Raw genomic sequence first — 21,177 nt, 5'->3', positions numbered from 1 at the left:
TTCTACCCTACTGTTTTTAGTAGCTAATAGTTTTTTAGGAACGAATAGAGCTCAAGCCATGTTTCCCTTCATGGTGATTTCGATGTCTGATTTTTCTTTAGCGAACGACTCGTTCGTACAACGCTTTTTCTACCCTATGACCAACGTGATTCAAAACTACGCATGGGGGAGTCCTTCTTCGTTTAGCCAACTGTTTGGTATTGATAACCAGTCTGGTGAGCCACAAGCAGAGATCTGGATGGGCGCTCACCCGAATGGTTGCTCAATGGTGACTGATAACGGGCAGCAGACCACGTTGTCGAACCTTATTTCCAAGAACCTAAACCTGTTTCTAAGCGAGAAAGTCGCGAGTCGTTTTGGTGAGCTACCATATCTATTCAAGGTGTTAGCAGCAGAGAAAGCGCTATCGGTGCAAGTACACCCAAATAAACAACAAGCTGAATCTGGATATGCTCTAGAAGAGCAGCAAGGCATTCCGATGACCGCTGGCAACCGCAACTACAAGGATCCCAACCACAAGCCAGAACTGGTGTATGCCCTAACCGACTACACCGCAATGAATGGTTTTAGATCAATCAGCGAGATCCTTGAGCACTTCCATTACCTTGATATTCCAGAGTTGTGTTCGATGGTGAACGATCTCGCGGACGACCAAACTCCCAATGGATTAGCCAGCTTCTTTGCAAGCTTGCTGTCTCTGGAAGGCGAGCAAAAAGGCATGGCGTTAACCATGCTGCTGATGAAGGCTAAGCTTTCAGATAAACGTGTATTCCAATTGATTTCAGAGCTTGAAGCTCAATACCCAGGTGATGTCGGCTTGTTCGCTCCGCTGCTATTGAACGTGATTACCCTAAAACCGGGGCAAGCCATGTATCTGGATGCTGAAACCCCTCACGCTTACATCAAGGGCACAGGCTTAGAGATCATGGCGAACTCAGACAATGTGCTGCGTGCAGGGTTAACGCCTAAGTACATGGACGTGAATGAACTGGTTTCTTGTACTCGATTTAATGAAAAACCTGCGGATAGATTACTGCTCAGCCCGATTGAGCAAGGTGATGTGATGGAGTACGACATTCCGGTCGAGGATTTCAAGTTCTCTATCGTGCAGAATTCTCATCAGAGAAAAATCACCACCGAAGGTGCCGAGATCCTACTGCCGCTCGACGAATCTATGGTGCTCACTCACCAATGCGGTGAAACCTGCGTGATAGAGAAAGGCCAGTCGGTATTCATTCCTGCTTATGCTGAGAGTTACAAACTGGATTGCGCTGGACGCGTAGCGCGCGCTTACAGCTAGATCCATCACCACTAATCACACACTATCCATGCCCTGCTTTTGCGGGGCATTTTTGTTCCTACAAAAAGTTATTTCAACACCGAAAAACGCCATCAAATATGACCCATCTCACACTGGATGAATGATGCAAATCACACTTAATTTTGCTGGATACAAATGTACAGTGAAGGGCTTTTATTTGCTATTTCGCGAATCGGGTTAATCCATTAATTTTAATTCAAGAACTTCAAGAGTGAATGAGTTAATAAATGATCACACAGCTAACTAACGTCAACTTAATTAATAACAACCTTAAAGCGAATAATAAAAAAGAACTGTTTGAAGAATTGGCAAGCATGTTATTTGAGAACAACCGAATCAGCAGTAAAGAAGCCTTCTTGGCAGACATTGAAATTCGTGAATCTCAAAGCATCACCTCAATGGACGGCATCGCTTACCCACACTCAAAAAGCAAGGCTGTAACTGAGCCTGCCATTGCTGTCGGTGTTAAGCGTCAAGGTATCGAGTATGGCGATGAAGACGGCATCAATCCAACCGTATTTTTTATGATTGCCTCTCCGGATAACGGTGCTGACCATCATATTTATGTACTACAAGAACTATTTGGAAAATTCAGCGATGAATTTATTCAAGATATCCATAACGCAAAAGACGAACAACAGATCCTTAATATTTTAATTAATTCATAAGGCGTAGAAAATTATGAGCACCCTAACAACTCAAGCTACGAATACCAATAATAAAAACAGTAGTAGCGACTTTAAAAAAATCCTTAGTACCATGAAAGGCCACCTGCTTTTCGGAACCTCACACATGCTGCCTTTCATCGTAGCTGGTGGTGTTCTGCTGGCTTTAGCGGTCATGGCATCAGGCAAAGGTGCGGTTCCAGCCGACGGTTTGCTGGCAGACATCTCTAATATCGGTATCAAGGGCCTTGTTCTTTTCCCAATCATTCTTGGCGGCTTTATTGGTTACTCAATTGCAGACAAACCCGCACTAGCTCCTGCGATGATCTCTTCTGGCATCATGGCTGACATGGGCGGCGGCTTCCTTGGTTGTATCGTGGCAGGCTTTATCGCCGGTGGCGTGGTGTTCCAACTTAAGAAGATCCCGCTTTCTGCGAACATGACGGCGCTGGGTGCTTACTTCATCTACCCACTTCTAGGCACGTTAATCTCTGCAGGTATCGTTCTTTGGGGCATCGGTGAGCCAATCAAACTGTTCATGTCTTCTATGAACGAGTTCTTAGCTTCAATGGCTGGCGCATCTAAGATGGTTCTGGGCACAATCCTTGGCGGTATGACTGCGTTTGATATGGGCGGCCCTATCAACAAAGTAGCGACCCTATTTGCTCAAACTCAAGTAGACACACAACCGTGGCTAATGGGCGGCGTAGGCATCGCGATTTGTACACCACCTCTAGGTATGGCACTGGCGACGTTCCTATTCAAAAATAAGTTCTCTAAACAAGAACAAGAAGCAGGTAAAGCAGCGGCAATCATGGGCTCTATCGGTATCTCGGAAGGTGCTATCCCATTCGCAGCAAACGACCCAATGCGTGTACTTCCTTCAATCGTTGCCGGTGGTATCGTGGGCTGTGTATTCGGCTTCATGACAGACGTTCTACTGCACGCACCGTGGGGCGGCCTAATCACTGCGCCAGTATCAAGCAACATTCCAATGTACGTCGTCGGTATTGCGCTAGGTTCACTGACAACAGCGGTTATCGTTGGCTTCTGGAAACCAGTCGCAGTAGAAACAGAAGATGACATGGTTGAAGCAGCGCCAGTTCAAGCTCAAACAGCACCTGTAGCAGGCGAAGGCGAGTACGACATCGTAGCAGTAACATGTTGCCCTTCAGGTGTTGCACACACCTTCATGGCAGCGAAAGCACTGGAAAAAGCAGGCTTAGCAGCAGGCCTTAAGATCAAGGTAGAAACTCAAGGTCAAAACGGTATTCAGAACCGCATCACCGACCTAGATGTAGCGAACGCGAAGCTAGTTATCTTAGCTCACGATATCCAAGTGAAAGACGCTCACCGCTTTGCAAACGCGAATGTGATTGAGTGTTCAACCAAAGAAGCGATGAAGAAAGCCGCGGACATGGTGGCTATTTAAACCTGAAACAAGTTAGAAGATAAAAATTACTACCCCCTAGTAACTAAAATCCCCATTCGTCTAGTCAATGAATGGGGATTTCTTTTTACAGAATAACTCGTAGGAGCAACAGAATCAGCTCTTAGGAACGAGCGTCTCTTCGGTTTCCAAATCAAATAAGTGACACTGTAGCGTATTAAAGTGGAGCACTGTCTCTTCACCGCTGTTTGCAATTCGATCTGCATCGAAAGGTACACGAGCCACCAGCTTGTCAGCACCGAGTTTGAAGTAGAGATACAGCTCATTACCCATGGATTCAACAACATCTAGCCTGTGCGTTTGAGTATTCACCTCCGACAATGGGGCATCGTGGTTGGCCAATTGGATATGCTCAGGGCGAACACCAAACCACAACCACTCACCGAGTTTCTCACGGGCGATAGCCTGCTTATCTTGTGGTAGCGTCCAACGTGTACCACTTTCCGATATCACGTTCATCACACCGTCAATCTCGTCCACTCTCACCTTGATAAGATTCATCGCTGGCGAACCAATAAAGCCTGCAACAAACTTATTGGCTGGGTACTGATAAAGATTCATTGGCGTATCGACTTGCATGATCTCACCTTGATTCAATACACAGATCCGGTCACCAAGAGTCATGGCTTCCACCTGATCGTGTGTCACGTAGATCATGGTGGCGTTCTGCCCTTCTTGCTTCAGGTTGTTGTGCAGCTGCGCAATGCTGACACGAGTCGACACACGTAGCTTTGCGTCTAAGTTAGACAACGGCTCGTCAAACAAAAAGACATCCGGCTTACGCACCATCGCACGACCTAAAGCCACACGCTGCCTTTGACCGCCCGACATTTCACCCGGCTTATTATTTAGCAGATGTTCAATATCGAGAGTCTTGGCTGCATCTTCAATTCGCTCATTGATTTCATGCTTTGGCAGCTTCTGTTGTTTAAGGCCAAAAGCCATGTTTTCGTACACCGACATGTGCGGGTAAAGCGCGTAGTTCTGAAACACCATCGAGATGCCACGATCTTTAGGTGGCAGCTCATTCACACGCTTATCGCCAATGTAGACATCGCCTTCTGAGATATCTTCAAGGCCTGCGATCATACGAAGTGTGGTGGATTTTGCGCAGCCAGACGGCCCAACAAACACCATGAATTCACCTTCGCGAATATTCAGATCGACACCGTGCACGGCCTTAAAACCATTTGGGTAGGTTTTTTCTACCCCTCTCAGTGTGACTTCAGCCATAACCTGTCCTTAAATCAATTCGTTAAATACTATCTTTGCAATCTGTCGTGAAACGTTTTAGCCACGTTCTTGCAGTTGATTGAGCTCAAAGTGGGCAACCGATGCGATAACCAGATCCGCCACAGGCTCTAACTCGCTGTGTTGTGCAGTCCCCGTCAGAACACCGACATTGCTTGCGCCTGCATTGCGGCCAAATTCCATATCCGAAACCGTGTCACCAAACATGATCACCTCATGAGGCTCAATACCGCATTGTTCACAGAATGCATTGAGCAGTGCTGGCGCAGGTTTAGGTTCGATATCACCATCGGAGTAACCGACATAATCGAACATCTCGCTCAAACCCGATTGCTCCAGTGTGTAGATGGTTGAGTCTTTGGTATCCGCAGTCGCGATGCCTAAAATCATGCCTTGCTGCTTAAACAGGCCAAGCTTTTCAGTCACACCCGGAAGGGCTTCAATCCAGCTTGGGTTCTCTTCCACTTCGTCATTGAAAGCGGCTTTGGTCACCTTAGTAAACTCAGTGAGCGAGACATTCGGTTGCAGCATTTTGAACCACGCTGTTGCGGTATCTTCGACTGGGTTTGAGGCTAATAGTCCATAGTTATCAACCACATCACCTTCCACGCCGATGGCCAAGAGTAACTCAGCAGGTGTGACAGTTTGATTACCTTGATGCTGGTCACTGTAAGATTTCACACGCTCACAGGCACCACGAGAAACGTTAAGCCACATCTTGTGGAACTCTAACAATGTGCCGTCTTTATCAAATAACATCGCCTTAAACTTCATCACGGCTCATTCGCTCCATTAGTTCTCCCCAAGTACGCACTAGGGGTTGGTTAAATTCTGGTTGTTTGCCGTCGAATACGGCATTGATGCAGCCTTCAAATTCATGCTCGTTAGATGAAGGTTGAGTACTGTTGATTAGTGCTGAAGAAAGCTCCCCACGACGAATATCGACACGGCACCAACGGTACCCTTCATCAATATGGATACTTTGTAGCTCATCACTCAAAGCGATTCGGTCGACAATTTCGCCATCCACAACGCACTCCGCGTAATAGGGGTTTTCTGAGTCAGTGACAGCAATACGATAAGTCAGAGCCAGCCCTTGAGAATCGTTACCTGGTAGCAAGTCGCCTAAGTTGATATCAAACTTCAAGCCGCAGCGGCGCTCTAAGTACACTTGGCCGTTACGCAAACCGGACAAGATGCCTTCACCACTCAAACCATGGCTGTAAACGAATGTTGATGGATCGCCATAGATAGAAGGCTCATCGGATTTTGGGTTGCGTTCATGGGGCTCAAGGTGTGAATCACTGCCGCCAATCGCCGTGATTCGCTGACCACAATTCCACATTTCATTGAGAACCAATAACGCCTCTTCCGTTGCTTTCGGTGAGGTCGACCAAGTTGGGTCACAACACACTTCAAACGTGGACACTTGGCTGAGCTCTACTTGATCGTATTGCCAATGCCACGGCTTCATCATCGGGTGATTAATGCCGAGGGAACTGTGTCCGCCATTGTGTCCACTTTTAGCTAAGCTCAATCCAGCTTCCATCGTCGCTTGGCTGCTGTGTTCAACGTTTCTGAGATCCAAAGACTTAACCGGGCCATGCACATTGAAATGCCCGAGATCAGTCGTGACTTCTAACGCCGGTAAGAACAAACACTGATTTGATACAGGCAGCTTGGGCTGGCAAATGTTGTGCTCTGTAAAGAAGAAAAAATCGAGCCCTTGTGATTCAACAATGTCTTTAGCCGCGGCTAAGGTATTGTGACCATCAGAAAGCTGAGTGTGAGCGTGTAAATCGCCACGATACCAGCGAGAATCAGAACTCAGCATGTAGCTGTAATCAAACTCGATATCGTGCTCAGTTGTGACTGTTGGGTTCAGTTCTAGCTCAACATCGTTATTAACTAATTCATCAGAGCAAAGCACATCGACTTGATACTGCATCGCGCGTTCGGTACGAAACTCACCCTCAAGGTTGTAGAGTTCTAAGAACCACTCGCCCGATGGAATCGCTCCATCAATCGCGCCTAGGCCTGAGTTTTCCGGTTGGATGGTGAGTGACTTGTGCGTCTTTTCAAACAGCACTTTGCCACGAAATGCTTGGTTGGGATCGTAGGCTGCTGCGTATAGGAACCCTTTTGTCACCGTCGTACCAATAATGGTTACGCTGTGAGAACCTGCTGGCACATCAAAGGGGATACGTACTCTGCCAAACGGCAGCTCACCTTGAAATTGGGTCATTGTCTTCACCAAATTCGTCCTAATTGAAGGACTGGGTCAAAAAGAGGCCCACCCGAATAGATGGGCCTTTATGCATGCAAAGATAGTTTTAACCACTTTACAGATTAAGAACGATTCGCTCGGTCTAGTGCACGTTGTGCTTTCTTAGCTGCTTGTTTTAGCGCTTTATCAGCAGGCACGTTTTGGATTTGAATTTGGTCTGCAGCCACCTTAAGCGCATCCATGATCTTACCGTTGGTAGGGTCTAGGAAATCTTTGGTCGCCGTGTTCGCTTGCTTTAGCGGGATCAGAGCTTGTGGGTTATCTTTAGTGAACGCTTGGTATTCTGGAACTTCAGAAACGCTGTTACGCACTGGGATGTAGCCCGTAAACATCGACCATGCCGCGGTGTTTTTCGCGTTGGTGTAGAACTCAACAAACTCGAATGCACCTTTGGCCGCTGCGTCATCTGTGCCTTTTGGCATTACGTAAACCAGCGCACCCGCTTGTGGTGCAGAAGGGTTTGAGCCCCAACCTGGTTGCGTGGTTGCTGAAAGCTTAGTGAAGTCCAAGTCACCTTGGTCACCCGATGAACCGGTGTAGCCTAGTGCGTTGTCTTTCATCACATCATCAATGGTTTTGTACCAGTATTCCCAGCCTTGACCACCGTAGTGAATACGCATGATTTGATCATCGTGGATCCACTTACGGAAGCTGTCCCAAACCTCAACCCACTCAGGAGAGTCAATCAGCACTTTCTTACCGTCATCACTGATGATCTTAGCGCCGTTAGAAAATGCCGCATCAATCATGTTGTCTTGACCCCACATCGGCTCCCAGCCGTAGAAGGTCACATTACCTTTCTCATCACGTTGTGTGACTTTCTCTGCGACCTTAGCCACGCCTTGCCATGTCTTTAGATCTTGCTCAGTAAAGCCGTTATCTGCCAACACCTGCTTGTTGTAGTAGAACACTTGAGTTGTGCCGTAAGCAGGTAGACCGATGATAGTGCCATCTTCTGCCGTCACTTGATCTTTAAACGCGCCGATGAAATCAGAGAAGTTGAACTCTTCATCCATGAACGGCGTTAGGTCACGACTCAGACCACGCCCGTGCATCGCTTCCGCACGGCCTGAATCTAACAGAACAAGTTCAGGTGCCGTTTTCGACGCTAAACCGGCTTGCAGCTTCTGGTAGGTTTCTGTGTAGTTACCTTGCAATGCTGGCTTCACCACATACTCATCTTGGCTCGCATTGAACTCTTCGATGAGCTTAGTCATCATTTGCTGTGGCTTAGTACCACCGGAATACCAAAAGTTAACTTCGGTAGCGGCAAGAACACTGCTAGAGAACATAGACGCGCTTGCTGCGCCAGCACACACTAGTGCGAGAGTTTTTAGTTTCATTTCCGTTTACTCTTTTACGCCGTTATCGGCGATACCTGAAAGAATCGTCTTTTGACAAATGACGAATAGAATTAACAAAGGCAATACTGCAATGGTGCTCGCCGCCATAATTTGCGACCAGTTCAACCCATAGTTACCTTCGGCAATAAAGTAGTGACGAATACCAGTAGCGATCAGATTTAAATCCTGAGTCGTAATCACCAGACTTGGCCACATGTAGCTGTTGTAATTGGTAATAAAAGTGATGAGGAACAGTGTTGCGACTGCTGCTCGGCATTGCGGTAAGATGATTGCCCATAAGATTTTGAGCTCACCTGCACCATCAATTCGTGCCGCTTCAATCAGCGACGGATGCACCTTGATAAACACTTGGCGCAGATAAAACACGCCGAAAACCGACGCCGCATTCGACGCCACTAAGCCCATATGTGAATCCAACAAACCCAGTTTTGCCAAGGTGATGTAAGACGGAATGTAAGTCACTGCGCCCGGCAGCATGTAACAACCCATCACGATGAAATAGAGCACCGTCTTCGAGCGAAACTTCAGCTGAGTCAGCGCGTATGCAAACATCGCGGAATTCACAATCACCAATAGAGTCGTAAACAAAGCCACGCTAAAGCTGTTGAAGATGTACAAGCCAAACGGCGCACTGTGAAAAGTTTCGACAAAGGTTTCCCAACGGAAATGTTCTGGAATCAAGTCCAGCGGGTTAGCAAAGATCTCATCGTTGCTTTTCAGCGAGCCAGACAGCATCCATAAGAACGGAAACACCATGATGGTTCCACAGGTTGCCAAGAACAGGTGCTTAGCCAGTGCGAGGAACGAACGGCGATCCACTGAATTTGTCTTTGACGCAACCTCTGATTTCGTCGCTTTGGTTTGGGCTTTAACTTTGGTTGTAGCTGCCCTCTGATTTAATACTTGATTGGCATCCAATACTTGCGTGGTCATAATTCTGTCCTTTCAAAAATCGACTAGTAGTACACCCAGCGCTTGCCGATGTAGGTATTAATAAGTGCCAACAATCCAGTAATCAGGAATATCACTAACGATGTCGCGGCTGCAGGTCCCATTTCGTAACGTTCAAATGCTTGTTGGTAGAATAAGTACAACAAGGTACGAGTCTCACCACCCGGCCCGCCCTGCGTTAAGATCTGGAACTGATCGAACGCCTGCATTGCAGTGATAATATTGACCACCACTAAGAAGAATGTGGTTGGAGAAATCAGGGGCAGCGTTATCTTCAAAAAGCGCGTTAAGCTACTGCAACCATCGATCAAAGAAGCCTCATACAGTGACTCTGGAATCTTGTTGATCGCACTGATGTAAAACAACATCGTCCAACCAATCGCCTGCCACACCGTAACGATAATTACCGCAATCAAGGCTGTGTTTCCGTTCTCTAACCATGGAATCGCGCTAAACCCTGCAGACTCTAACAAGTGGTTTGCCAAGCCCGACTTCGTCTCGAACACCCAAGACCAAACAATCGACACCGCGACCGTTGGCGTGATCCAAGGCGAGAAGATCACAGCACGATAAAACTGGCTACCCTTGAAGTTTTTGTGCAGCAACATGGCAAACACAAGACCAAGAATGATGGTTGGAATCACCACTCCGGCAGAGAACCAAAACGTGTTGAGCACCGCTTGAATGAACTCGTAGTCCTCAACCATGTACTCGTAATTTTCTAAACCGATGAACGAATAATCTGGCGAGATGTAATCCCAATCGGTAAAGCTGATATAAATTGAATAACCAAATGGTACGAGCCAAAAAGTAAACAGTGGCACCAACAACGGTGCGGTAAATAACAGTACCTTTAAGCGGTTTTTCATTGGTTGTGAGAAAGCACTCATGGTGACCTCGTCCTTATTTGTATGCGGTTAAACTAAGTGTTTTTTATGACAGGTTAGTAAGAGCGCCCTTCATTTTTTTTATGGCTATCCATAAGAAAATCTTTACTCCAGTTCACCGTCTTCCATTTGGTGATAGAGCCAATCGCAGAAGAAATTCACCTTGGCGCTGCGACTGTGTTTGGTAATCAGATAGTGGGCAGATTCGGCAGGCATCGAGGATTCGTTTGCCAACACAAGGTCTTCTTTCTTGAGCAATTCAGACACCGCGAGCGAGCGTACGAGCAACATTCCAATGCCATGTTTAACCGCTTCTAAGGCATGCAGAGAGTTACTCACTTCGAGCAGAACCTTAGGTAAGGTCATCTCGAATTGGTTATGCCCAAGCCATTGCAGCCAGTTCTCTCGGTAGCCTTTCACCTGAACCGTCGGCAGAGCAGCAAAGTCATGCTTGCTGAGTAATTCTTGATGATCGGATTTGAATTGAGGGCTACACACTAACTGCCAGTGTTCTTGAAACAGTCGCTCACAATGGGTGTCTTCGCTTTCGACTTTGCCGTTGGTCAGCTCGATATCGACATTCTGACAAGGGTTGGTTGATGGCCAATCCACCAGCTGAATATCGAGCCTGATAAAAGGGTATTTTTGATAAAAAGATGGCAGGCGAGGTAGCAGCCAGTTATGGCAAAAGGTGTGATTAACGCGCAGGCTCAAAACGTCGGTTTCTTTTTCCCCAAACAGGATTTGAGTCTGTAGTTTCAGATGAGCCAATGAGCCCGCAACAATCGGTTGATAATGTTGGGCAGCCGACGTCAACTTTACGCCTTTGGAGCTGCGTTCAAACAGTGTGGTATCGAGAAAGATTTCTAAACTTTTAAGCTGCTGACTCACCGCAGCTTGCGTAACACAAAGCTCTCGCGCAGCAGCGCCAATAGAACCGAGGCGGGCAACAGCTTCGAACGCAACAAGGGCACGTAGAGGGGGTAACATGGCTTCACCTGATTGAAATAAAAGTGAAAAATACTTCAGTCAGGTTTCAGTTTTTTGCGCTTACCGTTACAGATTAATGACGAAGGGACGTTGATCCGATATTTATGATCAACGTCCCTCTTCTCTATTTCTAATTGTTATGCGTGATGTCTTAGCTTCGCTATGTCTTAGAGCCGAGTTCGCATCAGACTTATCTATTGATCTTTGCAATAACGCAGCTCTAGTAGGTGCCGATATTCGCGAAGCAGCACCGCTTAAAGACGTTGAAGAGAGTAAACCCATCACATCTAAAGTAAGTGTGCCCGGCTCTACTTTTTAATATAATGAGTTTCTAGAAATCAAGGCTAAACGTATTTAAATAGCGCTCTAGCCTAACTGAATAAAAGTCTGATAATTCTTCGTCTTCTTCATCATGACAGTCGGTACAAGTGTCCTTAGGATCAAATTCTTCATGGGGAAGATGACACTCGACGCACTCCATCTCTTCGCTCTCTTTGTGCTTTAAATTATGCTGGCGCCCTTCGAGGTGACCAAAATCATCATGACACTCCACGCAGCTGTTATATTCAAACTCAAGATCGTCAGAAGGCTCTTCGTCTAGATGGCACTGACCCGCACATGTTTCATCCTTTAGGTGAATATTCGCAAGGTTATGCTCATCTGGATTAGGTAAATCTTCAGCGACCACCAGTGCGCATACTCCAGCAAGTAACACACTAATTAAATATCTAGTCGTACTCATAAAACTGGCTCCTTCTTACCGATGCGACTTAAGCTCTTTCTCACGCAGAATAGCTTCATGGCAGGTTGCACATAACCCAATACGGAACTTCTTACTGATACCGATAATCGGGTCTGAATCGCGATGTAAATTATGACAATTGGAACATGTCAATTTGGTGGCATGTACATCGTGAGTCCACTCACTGACCCTCAAGCTTTCAGGAGAATGACAAGCGATACACTTTTGGTTTTGCTCGAAAATTGGCAAGTCGATATGATCATCGAATGGAATCACACTTACCACATCAGAATCTTTGGGATGAGAACCTTTTCTGCCATGACAAGCCGTGCAGTTGTTGTAAAACTCAGTACTGGCATGTGCGCCTACAGAAGCGATGGCATTAATATTTTTAAGCAGACGCTTTTTTTGATGGCACCGTATACAACGCTTATTTTCCTTTATTAAAGTCTGCATTTCCGCTTCATTGGTAATTTGGCTAGAAAACGGTTTTACATTATGCACAGCGGGATTCTGAACTGTTGACTCAGAACAGAGTGGTAGCGGCATAAAGAATATGCTCAACGTGGTCAACACAAATAAATAAGAAACATATTGAGTAACTGTTTTGACCATAATAGTACTCTTCTGTTAAGAAATGATTTGAGCCGATTATTTCGACACAAATCATTTCAGTTAGTTACGAGTGTTATAATTATTTAAACTCAAGGTTTAACACACCGCGATGGTATATGTGATTAATTTGAGAGTTATCAAAAACCGCAACACCAAATGGATATAATTGGCTCAAATCGTCAAATTGCACATCTTGCGTTTCTGCATTTTCCCCCGTAGTTACAAGCTTACGCTTCATTTCCAGAGTCCAAACACCCTCTTTCCAAATAGCACCGACTTCGATATCACCACGGGAACCGGTAAATGGCTTACCCGTTAACCCTGGAATTCGGTCTAACTTATTGTAGTCAGTTGTAAACGGCTTCTTCTCTGAGTCTAAAATAAGTAATGTTTCATTGGTTAAGTTATCTGATACATAGGCTGGCTGACCGTCTTTTACGTTATTAACGTAGCCACCCCCCGTTTTGCTGTCTCCTTTACGTCCCCAACCTTTGTTTTGTTTTGGATCGGTATTACTATCAACATATTGGTCATCGAGCTGATTATGAACCGCGGTTCTCACACCTTTCCAGTGCCACATATCAATAAACTCGTCTTCCTGCTTGGTGTATTTACGTGCTGGGTTCTTATCATCACGCCCTGCATTTTTACCCTTTTTAGCTCTGTGACATGCAGCATTACACCCTTTCTCAGAAAAGCCTTCAGCATTGATGTCCCAATAAACCGCAAATTTATCTTCGTAGTAAGTATTGTCGTGCCCAGTATCATCTTTATTTTTCAACTGCTTCCATGACCCATCCTCTTGTTTAACCCAAGGAAAGCGGTCAATACTTTTGGTCGGGTCGGCATAAGTAAACAAGAAGTAAATGTATTCATTGTCATACATCGACTTCATTTCCACACTGGTTTTTTTAATGCCTTCATAGCCATTATTTGGTTTATACGGTAATTTGTTCACCTTCTGTGTCAGTGGTTTAGCTTGCTCCCAAACGGCATCAACGTTGCCATCGATAACTATATTTGAGGCAAGCTTACTGCTCTCTAGTATCTTATCTTTTGCGTGAACAGCACTGGCTGGAATGATCGTAAGTACAACCACGGCTAATAGCGTCATCATTGAGTACTTCATTATTACCCTCCTAAATCCTATTGCTCTATTTATATAATTAAGCGTAGGAATGAATGAGTTTATTTCAATTGATCGACATCAACTTAAATACAAATAGACAAAATATAAAAATAGATATTTAGAACTCAATAAATAGATAATCACTTTTTTAAAAAAATCTCAAATATTATAAATATCAATAGCATTATGATAGCTATACTTAACTAATTCACAAATAATAATGGTTAGTATCAATTTCGAGCTTCAACGTTCATTTATAGGCAGCTAAAACTCCCTATAAGTAGCATTATCTAAAATAGAGATATAATAAAGGGACGTTAATCATATATTTATGTTCAACGTCCCTTTTCTTCTGTTTTTGACCTTTATGCGCTATTTCCTAGCTCTATCATATTTTAGTCCTGATATGTCTGAACTCGCATTTGGCCCACCTATTCCTTGATGTAAAGATCCTTAGAATAGATACGTCCTTCTACATTGTTTTTCGCAAAGCCACCAACACTCGGTCGCACTAGGCGAGCTTGCATATAGTAATAGATGGGTGCGATAGGCATGTCTTCAGCCAGTAACTGCTCCGCTTGATCATAGAAGCCTTGGCGATCTTGCTCGTTGGTTGCTGACAGTGCGCTGTCCATTGCAGCGTCGTACTTGTCATTGTTGTAACGCGCAAAGTTACCTGAAGACTCAGAGCGCAATAAGCTCAAGAAAGTCGATGCTTCATTGTAGTCACCACACCAAGAAGCGCGCATCACATCAAAATCACCTTGGCGACGTGACACCAAGTAAGACTTCCACTCTTGGTTTTCAAGCTCGACTTGAGCACCCAAATTACCTTTCAGCATTGATGCAATCGCCACTGCAATCGACTTGTTCGACTCACTGGTGTTGTACAGTAATTTGAAATCCAACGGATTAGACGCATCGTAGCCCGCTTCTTTGAGTAGCTCTTTAGCTTTTTGGTCGCGCTCCTTTTGAGTCCAAGTACTGTATTCAGGCTGAGTCGCATCAAACCCTGCTGTATATTCATGAGCAAAGGTATAAGCCGGCAGGTTACCCACCTGAGTGACGCCATTGGTGATAACATCACGCATCATAGAATACGACACGGCTTTACGTACTCGCGCATCATCGAATGGAGGACGTGTAGTATTGAACGCGTAGTAGTAGGTACACAGCAAAGGTACCGCAGTAAATGCATCTTGGTATTTGGTTTTGAGCTGCTGCGCCATGTGTGTTGGTACGTCAGAAGTGATATCAACTTCGCCCACCGCATAACGGTTAATCGAGGCATTCTGATTCTCAAACGGAATATAAGTCACTTCGGTTAAGTGCGTATCTGAACTGTCCCAGTATTTCGGGTTCTTCTTCAGTTCAATGCGTTCGTTAACCACCCATTCATCCAAAACAAACGCGCCATTACCGACAAACTGCTTAGGGTCACTCCACGGCTTGTCGCTGTTTTCTAGCGTTGCCTTATGAACGGGCATCATGGATGTGTGGCCCGTCATCGCCACAAAGTAAGGCACTTTACTATCGAGTTCGAACTTCACCGTGTGTTTATCGACTGCAGAGATACCTAACTCTTCAACGGGCTTCTTACCTTCTGCCACGTCAGCGATGTTGTTGATTTTGGTGAGCTTGAGATACCACACGTTTGGCGATGCGGTTTTAGGGTCGACCGCACGTCTTATCGCATACACAAAATCATCGGCTGTCACCGGATCGCCATTCGACCATTGAGCGTCTTTACGTAGGTGGAATACAAACGTCTTGTTGTCTTCGGTTTCCCAAGATTCCGCAACTCCTGGGGTGATATTGCCATCGCGATCTTGGATCACTAATCCTTCAAACAGATCGCGTAGTATGTGCATTTCCGGCAAGCCTTCTGCTTTTGCAGGGTCAAGCGTCGCAGCTTCTGCATCGTTAGCACGAACTAAGTGTTGTTCTTTCGCCAGAGAAGTTCCCGCTGGCAATGTATCAGCAACGGCAGTCACTGAGATAAAAGGGGTCAATAGAGATGAAATGAGTAACGCCGTTGAGTGTTTCTTAAAATCCATATGTTTTTGCTCTCCTAGCCTATCTTTGAAGCAAGTAATAAAATTAACAATGCGACTGTTGACGAGTTTTAATGCTTTCGTTTATCTAAGCAGTTTTTGTAATCGTTAATACTTGATAGTACTTGATCAATCAGGAGATAAAGGTGAGTTTAATTCCAAGAACGGAAAGAGCTGCATTTTCAATAAAGCCGCTGCCATATGGAAAGTCGGTATTGGGCGCACCCTTGCTCTACTTCCCCGCGCAAGTAGAAAGTGAGTCTCGCGGGCTGCTTTTAGCAGGCACACACGGCGATGAAACTGCTTCTATCGCAGGTTTGTCTTGCGCGCTAAGAAGTTTGCCTGCCCCCAACTTACGACACGATGTAATTTTATCGATGAACCCAGACGGCAATCAACTCGGCACTCGCGCCAACGCCAACCAAGTTGATTTAAACCGCGCTTTTCCGACTCAAAACTGGACAGAAAACGGCACCGTCTATCGCTGGAGTTCACATACACCAGTCAGAGATGTAAAAGTAAAAACTGGGCAAACCGACCAGCTAGAACCTGAAGTACAATCACTGATCGACCTCATCGAGCAGCGCCAGCCTAAGTTCGTCATATCTTTCCACGAGCCACTCGCCATGGTCGACGACCCAACTCAATCAGAGCTCGCCATTTGGCTAGGCAAGCAATTCAACCTACCGCTCGTCGAAGACGTTGATTACGAAACCCCAGGTTCATTCGGCACTTGGTGCCAAGAAAGAAACCTACCGTGTATTACCGTAGAACTACCGCCAGTTTCTTCAGATTTGACTATCGAACAGTATTTGGATGCGTTTGTGGCGGTGTTGGGGGGTAAGTTGACTTATTTTCGAACATAGCTTCGATAGAGAATTAGCTCACTCGGAAATTAGCATTGGCATTGGCATAAAAGATCCCTCTAACTCGGAATCCAATATTGATAATGTAGATCATTATTAGTTTTCTTGGAGCTGCTTCATGCCTTTAAGATATACATCATAGTTATACACATCATCTTCATCACCAATCTCAGAAAATCTTCTGAAAATATCCCCTGCCAACTCTAGATCTTGTAAATTGCTAGACTTAATTAGAGAAAATGCTAATTCTCTTGTTACATAGTTTTCATCTAGCTGATAAGACTTTTTCAGATAGTTTTTAGCTTTTAAATACCAATCTAAAGGTGCATCTTTTGCTTCTGTAAATTTAAAATAATAACTCAGACCAAGGATAGACATCTGGTCGGGATCATTTTCATTATAAAAAGGGCTAGACTCGACAATTTCGATTGCTTTATCAAGGTTGCGAACAAAGCCCTCCCCATGGTAATAAATACTGGCTTCGATTAAAAAAGCATAGTTTTCATTTGTTTTAGAGATAATTTCTAACTTCTCTAAGAACTTTTTTTTGCTGTAGAAACCACTTAGGTAATTTATATTGTCCAAATATACAAATATACCGTCAACCACCTTAGAGTCTTCCTCTGAAGTAAAGTCATCGAAGAAGCAGGTCTCTAGTTCCTTAGTACAAGAATACTTATTTGTTGCGTTAACCCAACTTATATCTCCTTCAGCAAAAACTTGCAGTGAAGTGAATACTCCTAACAAAAAAAATAATGTTTTATACATCAAATGTCCAAAAGTCATATAGTGCATTGAAATGAGTTCGGTTTGTACAATGGAACAACTTATGTTATCCGATTACTATCATGTGTGTGCAGACTAAGAGAGGTTACAAATATCAACTTCTATACCACGAAAGTCCGTGCTTCATAATTACATAATACAATCCACATTTATAAAATAAAAATAAAAATCAATCTGTTAAATTAATAAGTGTGACCTAAATAAAGCTCAATGACTCACCGACTCCGAAAACAGGTTGATGATCACTACGCCAGACAGAATCAAACCGATCCCAATCACCGCGTAGATATCGAGTTTCTGCCCGTAAACCAGCCAAGACAGTGCTGCGACTAATACAATCCCAGCCCCACACCAAATCGCATACGCCACACCCAAAGACATGGTTTGCACTGTGAGAGATAACAGATAAAAGGCACAACCGTAGCTAATCAATACCGCGGCCGTGGCCGGTAAAGAAGTAAATTGCTGCGTTTTAGGTAATAAAGAAGTGGCGACAACTTCAAGCACGATGGCGAGTGATAGCATCACTGGTGGTGGGAGAGATAAAAGCATGTTTGAGTCCACAACTGTAAAATACGGCGCTCAGAATATTGTAGTTTTATTTCCAATTCATGCGATTTTCAGTAAGCAATTATTATGACGTACCCTAAAAGATCTTAACCAAGAAACTCAATGAATTGGTCTTAGATAATTCATCTGCATGCAAAATAAAAGAGCCTGCTAACTCATTTTTAGACAAAAGGGAGCTACAGCTTCCCCTAAATTAGCAATTCATAGATAGCCCAAGGTTTTCCATAATTAGGAAAAGACGGACTGATAGTTTATGGATTATGAATATGTGTTCAGCTATTGCTCCCCGTTGAGCTGATCGCGCTTTTTCAGTGATGCGTAAAAATTGGCTAAAAACTCAATGTCCTCTTTGGGGGCTGCAAGCATGAGGTCGAGAAATTTAAGTGTACTGGCAGAAAGAGGCAATTGCCCTCCATGTAATCGCTCTAATTGGGTCATTGGGAACAACTGCAGCAAGCTGACATCAAGCGCTTTGGCGATTCGGAAAAAGTCCAAAATGGTGAAGTGACTTTTCGCTTCTCTATCCATCTTCTCATAAAGCGCTGAGCGGCCAATATCTGCTTTTTTAGCCAGCGAATTCTTAGATAACCCTTCTTGAACCATGAGCGCCTCGATTCGCTCTATCACCATTCTTCGAAAGACCGTCTCTTCAACGCCGAAGAATTCAAACCCTTCTGTTTCTATTTCTGCCATTACGATTGTCCGTTTTCTGGAATTACTCGAGTAATGCTATCTGAATTTCGGAAATTTGAAATGATAATTTAATAGCCAGACATAGAGGTATGAGTTGTCTCAAATGATGAATCAAATACATAAAGGAAAACAATATGAAAATGACTAAACGCGCAATCCTTTCTACCGCACTTGCACTCTCAGGTTCAGCTCACGCGATTTCTCTTGAGCCAGTACCAGGTTTGGATGTCCATCAGCCTTACTATGCGCCGCAAGCATTTGTTCAGCAAGAAAGTTTACCTATTGTTGATATTCGTGGCGTAAAATCGGCTGATTATGCTGAGTTATTTGAAAAGCAGGTCGGTGAAGAAGTACGACGTGGTATTAAGGAAGCGAAATACGTCTACAAACTAGCAGGCATCGATGTGGTCAAGTTTGAGAGAGATTCAATGAAGGTTTTAAGGAACTCTCAAAAGCTTAATCCCGACTACTTCGAAGTTCTTAACGCGCTTGCCAAAGTGGGCGGGATTTCGTTAAAAACCATGTTCACACTATCACAGCTTGATGCGGCATTAGCTTCGACTGCCCAGTCTGCGCTAAGCGGATGCACAACAGTGAGTTTTTCAGGTACTGGTGTTGTAGGTCAAGTAAACGACACGCCTTCGTTATCTGGTGGTAATTACTGGGTTTTACAAGCTGATGATTATGTACAGGTGATGGCATCAGGATTTTATGGTTCAGGTCAAACACTAGGTAAAGATATTGGGGTTGTGATTAACTTCCAAGGTACCGACTCTAAGGGTATAGGCAATGAAGCAGACAACGCTATTGAGCTTGGTACACTTCAAAACTACCTAGTGCGAAACGCCAAGAGTGTTGATGATGCAGAGAAGATTTTAGACCAATACCGTACTGTCGTGGCATCCCACTTTAACTTTGCGGACAGTACTGGTAACACGGTGGGCGTGGAGATGCTCGACGGTAAGAACTACGTCATAAAACGTCCTGCAGGTGTCGGTCATGCGAATCACTCTGAGCGTCCAGGCGTATTGCAAGCATTCGCTGAGTCTGTGGGGCTTGGCGAGAAGAGTAAACAGCGTACGGTTGCAACCGCTTACACTGAGTGGCGCGCAGAGTTTGCTCAGCAGTTCATTGATAACACACCAGAAGGCAATGTAGAGGCTGCTAAGTATGTACTTAATACGAAGCCGATTGCGCAGCATGCCGCTTATGGCTCTGACTTTATCTCCACGCTAACAGCAGTTATGGATACAAAAGAAGGCTGTATAGAAGTCGCTCCAGGTGTGGGTGATTGGAATGACTTCCAACGTGTTTGTTTAGACAAGTAAGCACAAAGCATAATAGAAAGCCGACTTAGGTAACAGTGATCAACCCGATGAGCGTTGATCGTTGTTAGAAAGCGAATATGCAATTAACGTGAGTGAGGTGACCCGAGCACCCCACTTGAACGTTACGACTCATATGTAAAAGTCCATACTTTGAATAGGTCCTCCATGGACTTTGCCATCAAGCCTTGAGTAGTTACTGTGAATTACTGAATATTTTCAAAACGAAGAGGCTTTGATGTGTAACTCGTCCACATGAGAAGCCAATGACACAGTGGAAATGACCAGCAAACGAACATGTTTGAACTTACCACGAGAAAATAAGCGAAAATCTCACGTCGTATTTATTTCTAATAAATACCTTACCTACATAGTTCCTGTTTACAGTGTCCTTAGGTTCTCTGAGTAACGAACGTCCCCTATCCCCCCTTCTTAATATACCAATTATTACAAATACGTAATAATCATTTTCCATTTAGAGGGATTATCAAAAACTAGAGTGACATCTATACTAGCTCCAACAAAACGAGAGAGCGGAAACATTTAAGCTCGACTACTCTTAACGAGTTGAACTTAATTGCAAAGTTATCCGCTGTACTGACATATAAAGGAAGCATCCAATGACTATCGAAATCAAACCTGGTCAAACTCATATCCAATCCAAAGCTATGGTTGCTTGGAAAGCGGGCGAGCCACTAAAGCGTGAAACGGTTGACGTTGAACTGCCAAAAGCTGGCGAAGTACTTGTTCGTATCGTTGCGACTGGTGTTTGTCACACTGACGCATTCACATTATCAGGTGACGATCCAGAAGGTATCTTCCCTTCTATTCTTGGTCACGAAGGTGGCGGTATCGTTGAGATGATCGGCGAAGGCGTGACAAGCGTTGAAGTTGGCGATCACGTTATCCCACTTTACACTGCTGAGTGTGGCGAATGTAAATTCTGTAAGTCTGGTAAAACTAACCTTTGCCAAGCGGTTCGTGAAACTCAAGGTAAAGGCCTAATGCCAGATGGCACAAGCCGTTTCTCTATCAACGGTGAGACAATCTTCCACTACATGGGTTGTTCTACTTTCTCTGAGTACACAGTACTTCCAGAAATCTCACTAGCAAAAGTAAGCAAAGAAGCACCACTTGAAGAAGTTTGTCTTCTAGGTTGTGGCGTTACAACAGGTATGGGCGCGGTACTGAACACAGCTAAAGTTGAAAAAGGCGACAACGTTGCTGTATT

General features: G+C 44.7%; 21 protein-coding genes. 7 read left to right on the top strand and 14 right to left on the bottom strand.

Annotated elements, in window-relative coordinates:
* Positions 1-82: 82 nt before the first annotated feature.
* The 3 genes from manA (at position 83) to CWO27_RS18990 (ending at position 3,418) form a co-directional block, all read left to right on the top strand.
* The gene (manA, locus tag CWO27_RS19000) at positions 83-1,300 is read left to right on the top strand and encodes a mannose-6-phosphate isomerase, class I (RefSeq protein ID WP_102530135.1); all 1,218 of its coding nucleotides are present in this window, start codon (positions 83-85) and stop codon (positions 1,298-1,300) included.
* Between the two features lie 248 nt (positions 1,301-1,548).
* Positions 1,549-1,989, top strand: coding sequence for a PTS sugar transporter subunit IIA (locus tag CWO27_RS18995; protein WP_017069783.1), 441 nt, complete (start codon positions 1,549-1,551; stop codon positions 1,987-1,989).
* Positions 1,990-2,002: 13 nt separating this feature from the next.
* Positions 2,003-3,418 carry a fructose-specific PTS transporter subunit EIIC gene (locus tag CWO27_RS18990; protein ID WP_055319106.1) on the top strand — a complete coding sequence of 472 codons (1,416 nt, stop codon included), beginning with the start codon at positions 2,003-2,005 and terminating at the stop codon, positions 3,416-3,418.
* Between the two features lie 114 nt (positions 3,419-3,532).
* Here the strand turns inward: CWO27_RS18990 and CWO27_RS18985 are convergent, their stop codons facing one another.
* The 7 genes from CWO27_RS18985 to CWO27_RS18955 form a co-directional block, all read right to left on the bottom strand.
* Positions 3,533-4,669 (bottom strand): ABC transporter ATP-binding protein, encoded by a 1,137-nt coding sequence (locus CWO27_RS18985; RefSeq protein WP_102431989.1) that lies wholly within the window; start codon positions 4,667-4,669, stop codon positions 3,533-3,535.
* A gap of 57 nt (positions 4,670-4,726) precedes the next feature.
* Positions 4,727-5,461 (bottom strand): HAD family hydrolase, encoded by a 735-nt coding sequence (locus CWO27_RS18980; protein WP_107899384.1) that lies wholly within the window; start codon positions 5,459-5,461, stop codon positions 4,727-4,729.
* Complete coding sequence (locus tag CWO27_RS18975) at positions 5,451-6,932, bottom strand: CehA/McbA family metallohydrolase (protein ID WP_102431987.1); 1,482 nt, start codon at positions 6,930-6,932, stop codon at positions 5,451-5,453. Before CWO27_RS18975 ends, CWO27_RS18980 begins: the two co-directional genes overlap by 11 nt.
* A gap of 104 nt (positions 6,933-7,036) precedes the next feature.
* Entirely contained in the window at positions 7,037-8,317 is a 1,281-nt protein-coding gene (locus CWO27_RS18970) for an extracellular solute-binding protein (RefSeq protein ID WP_102431986.1), read from the bottom strand.
* Positions 8,318-8,323: 6 nt separating this feature from the next.
* A complete protein-coding gene (locus CWO27_RS18965) occupies positions 8,324-9,271 on the bottom strand; it encodes a carbohydrate ABC transporter permease (RefSeq protein WP_102431985.1) in 948 nt (315 codons plus the stop codon).
* 23 nt (positions 9,272-9,294) lie between these two features.
* Positions 9,295-10,179, bottom strand: coding sequence for a carbohydrate ABC transporter permease (locus tag CWO27_RS18960; protein ID WP_102431984.1), 885 nt, complete (start codon positions 10,177-10,179; stop codon positions 9,295-9,297).
* A 102-nt stretch (positions 10,180-10,281) separates the two neighbouring features.
* A complete protein-coding gene (locus CWO27_RS18955; protein WP_102431983.1) occupies positions 10,282-11,166 on the bottom strand; it encodes a LysR substrate-binding domain-containing protein in 885 nt (294 codons plus the stop codon).
* Positions 11,167-11,305: 139 nt separating this feature from the next.
* On the opposite strand from CWO27_RS18955, the gene CWO27_RS18950 reads away from it, so the two are divergent.
* Positions 11,306-11,485, top strand: a complete 180-nt coding sequence (locus CWO27_RS18950) for a hypothetical protein (RefSeq protein WP_102480815.1) — start codon at positions 11,306-11,308, stop codon at positions 11,483-11,485.
* 12 nt (positions 11,486-11,497) lie between these two features.
* Here the strand turns inward: CWO27_RS18950 and CWO27_RS18945 are convergent, their stop codons facing one another.
* The 4 genes from CWO27_RS18945 to CWO27_RS18930 all read right to left on the bottom strand — a co-directional run bounded on the left by CWO27_RS18945 (position 11,498) and on the right by CWO27_RS18930 (position 15,709).
* The gene (locus CWO27_RS18945) at positions 11,498-11,908 is read right to left on the bottom strand and encodes a cytochrome c3 family protein (RefSeq protein WP_102431981.1); all 411 of its coding nucleotides are present in this window, start codon (positions 11,906-11,908) and stop codon (positions 11,498-11,500) included.
* Positions 11,909-11,923: 15 nt separating this feature from the next.
* Positions 11,924-12,523 (bottom strand): cytochrome C, encoded by a 600-nt coding sequence (locus tag CWO27_RS18940; RefSeq protein ID WP_102431980.1) that lies wholly within the window; start codon positions 12,521-12,523, stop codon positions 11,924-11,926.
* 79 nt (positions 12,524-12,602) lie between these two features.
* A complete protein-coding gene (locus tag CWO27_RS18935; protein WP_102431979.1) occupies positions 12,603-13,652 on the bottom strand; it encodes an ethylbenzene dehydrogenase-related protein in 1,050 nt (349 codons plus the stop codon).
* Between the two features lie 431 nt (positions 13,653-14,083).
* A complete protein-coding gene (locus CWO27_RS18930; protein ID WP_107899383.1) occupies positions 14,084-15,709 on the bottom strand; it encodes an ABC transporter substrate-binding protein in 1,626 nt (541 codons plus the stop codon).
* Between the two features lie 143 nt (positions 15,710-15,852).
* Between CWO27_RS18930 and mpaA the strand changes: the two genes are divergently transcribed.
* Positions 15,853-16,572 (top strand): murein tripeptide amidase MpaA, encoded by a 720-nt coding sequence (gene mpaA, locus CWO27_RS18925; protein ID WP_102433410.1) that lies wholly within the window; start codon positions 15,853-15,855, stop codon positions 16,570-16,572.
* A 96-nt stretch (positions 16,573-16,668) separates the two neighbouring features.
* Here the strand turns inward: mpaA and CWO27_RS18920 are convergent, their stop codons facing one another.
* The 3 genes from CWO27_RS18920 to CWO27_RS18910 all read right to left on the bottom strand — a co-directional run bounded on the left by CWO27_RS18920 (position 16,669) and on the right by CWO27_RS18910 (position 18,621).
* On the bottom strand, positions 16,669-17,340 hold the full coding sequence (locus CWO27_RS18920; protein WP_102433411.1) for a sel1 repeat family protein: 672 nt from the start codon (positions 17,338-17,340) through the stop codon (positions 16,669-16,671).
* Positions 17,341-17,565: 225 nt separating this feature from the next.
* Positions 17,566-17,910 carry a DMT family transporter gene (locus tag CWO27_RS18915; protein ID WP_107899382.1) on the bottom strand — a complete coding sequence of 115 codons (345 nt, stop codon included), beginning with the start codon at positions 17,908-17,910 and terminating at the stop codon, positions 17,566-17,568.
* Positions 17,911-18,204: 294 nt separating this feature from the next.
* Positions 18,205-18,621 (bottom strand): helix-turn-helix domain-containing protein, encoded by a 417-nt coding sequence (locus tag CWO27_RS18910; protein WP_048663813.1) that lies wholly within the window; start codon positions 18,619-18,621, stop codon positions 18,205-18,207.
* Positions 18,622-18,755: 134 nt separating this feature from the next.
* Between CWO27_RS18910 and CWO27_RS18905 the strand changes: the two genes are divergently transcribed.
* Entirely contained in the window at positions 18,756-19,949 is a 1,194-nt protein-coding gene (locus tag CWO27_RS18905; protein WP_107899381.1) for a C45 family autoproteolytic acyltransferase/hydolase, read from the top strand.
* A 617-nt stretch (positions 19,950-20,566) separates the two neighbouring features.
* A partial coding sequence (locus CWO27_RS18900) for an alcohol dehydrogenase catalytic domain-containing protein (RefSeq protein ID WP_181359718.1) occupies positions 20,567-21,177 on the top strand: 611 nt, incomplete at its 3' end.

It is taken from the genome of Vibrio sp. 10N.286.51.C3, assembly GCF_003050065.1.
GTDB classification, from domain to species: Bacteria; Pseudomonadota; Gammaproteobacteria; order Enterobacterales; family Vibrionaceae; genus Vibrio; species Vibrio crassostreae.
This window is presented reverse-complemented; position numbering and strand designations above follow the sequence as displayed.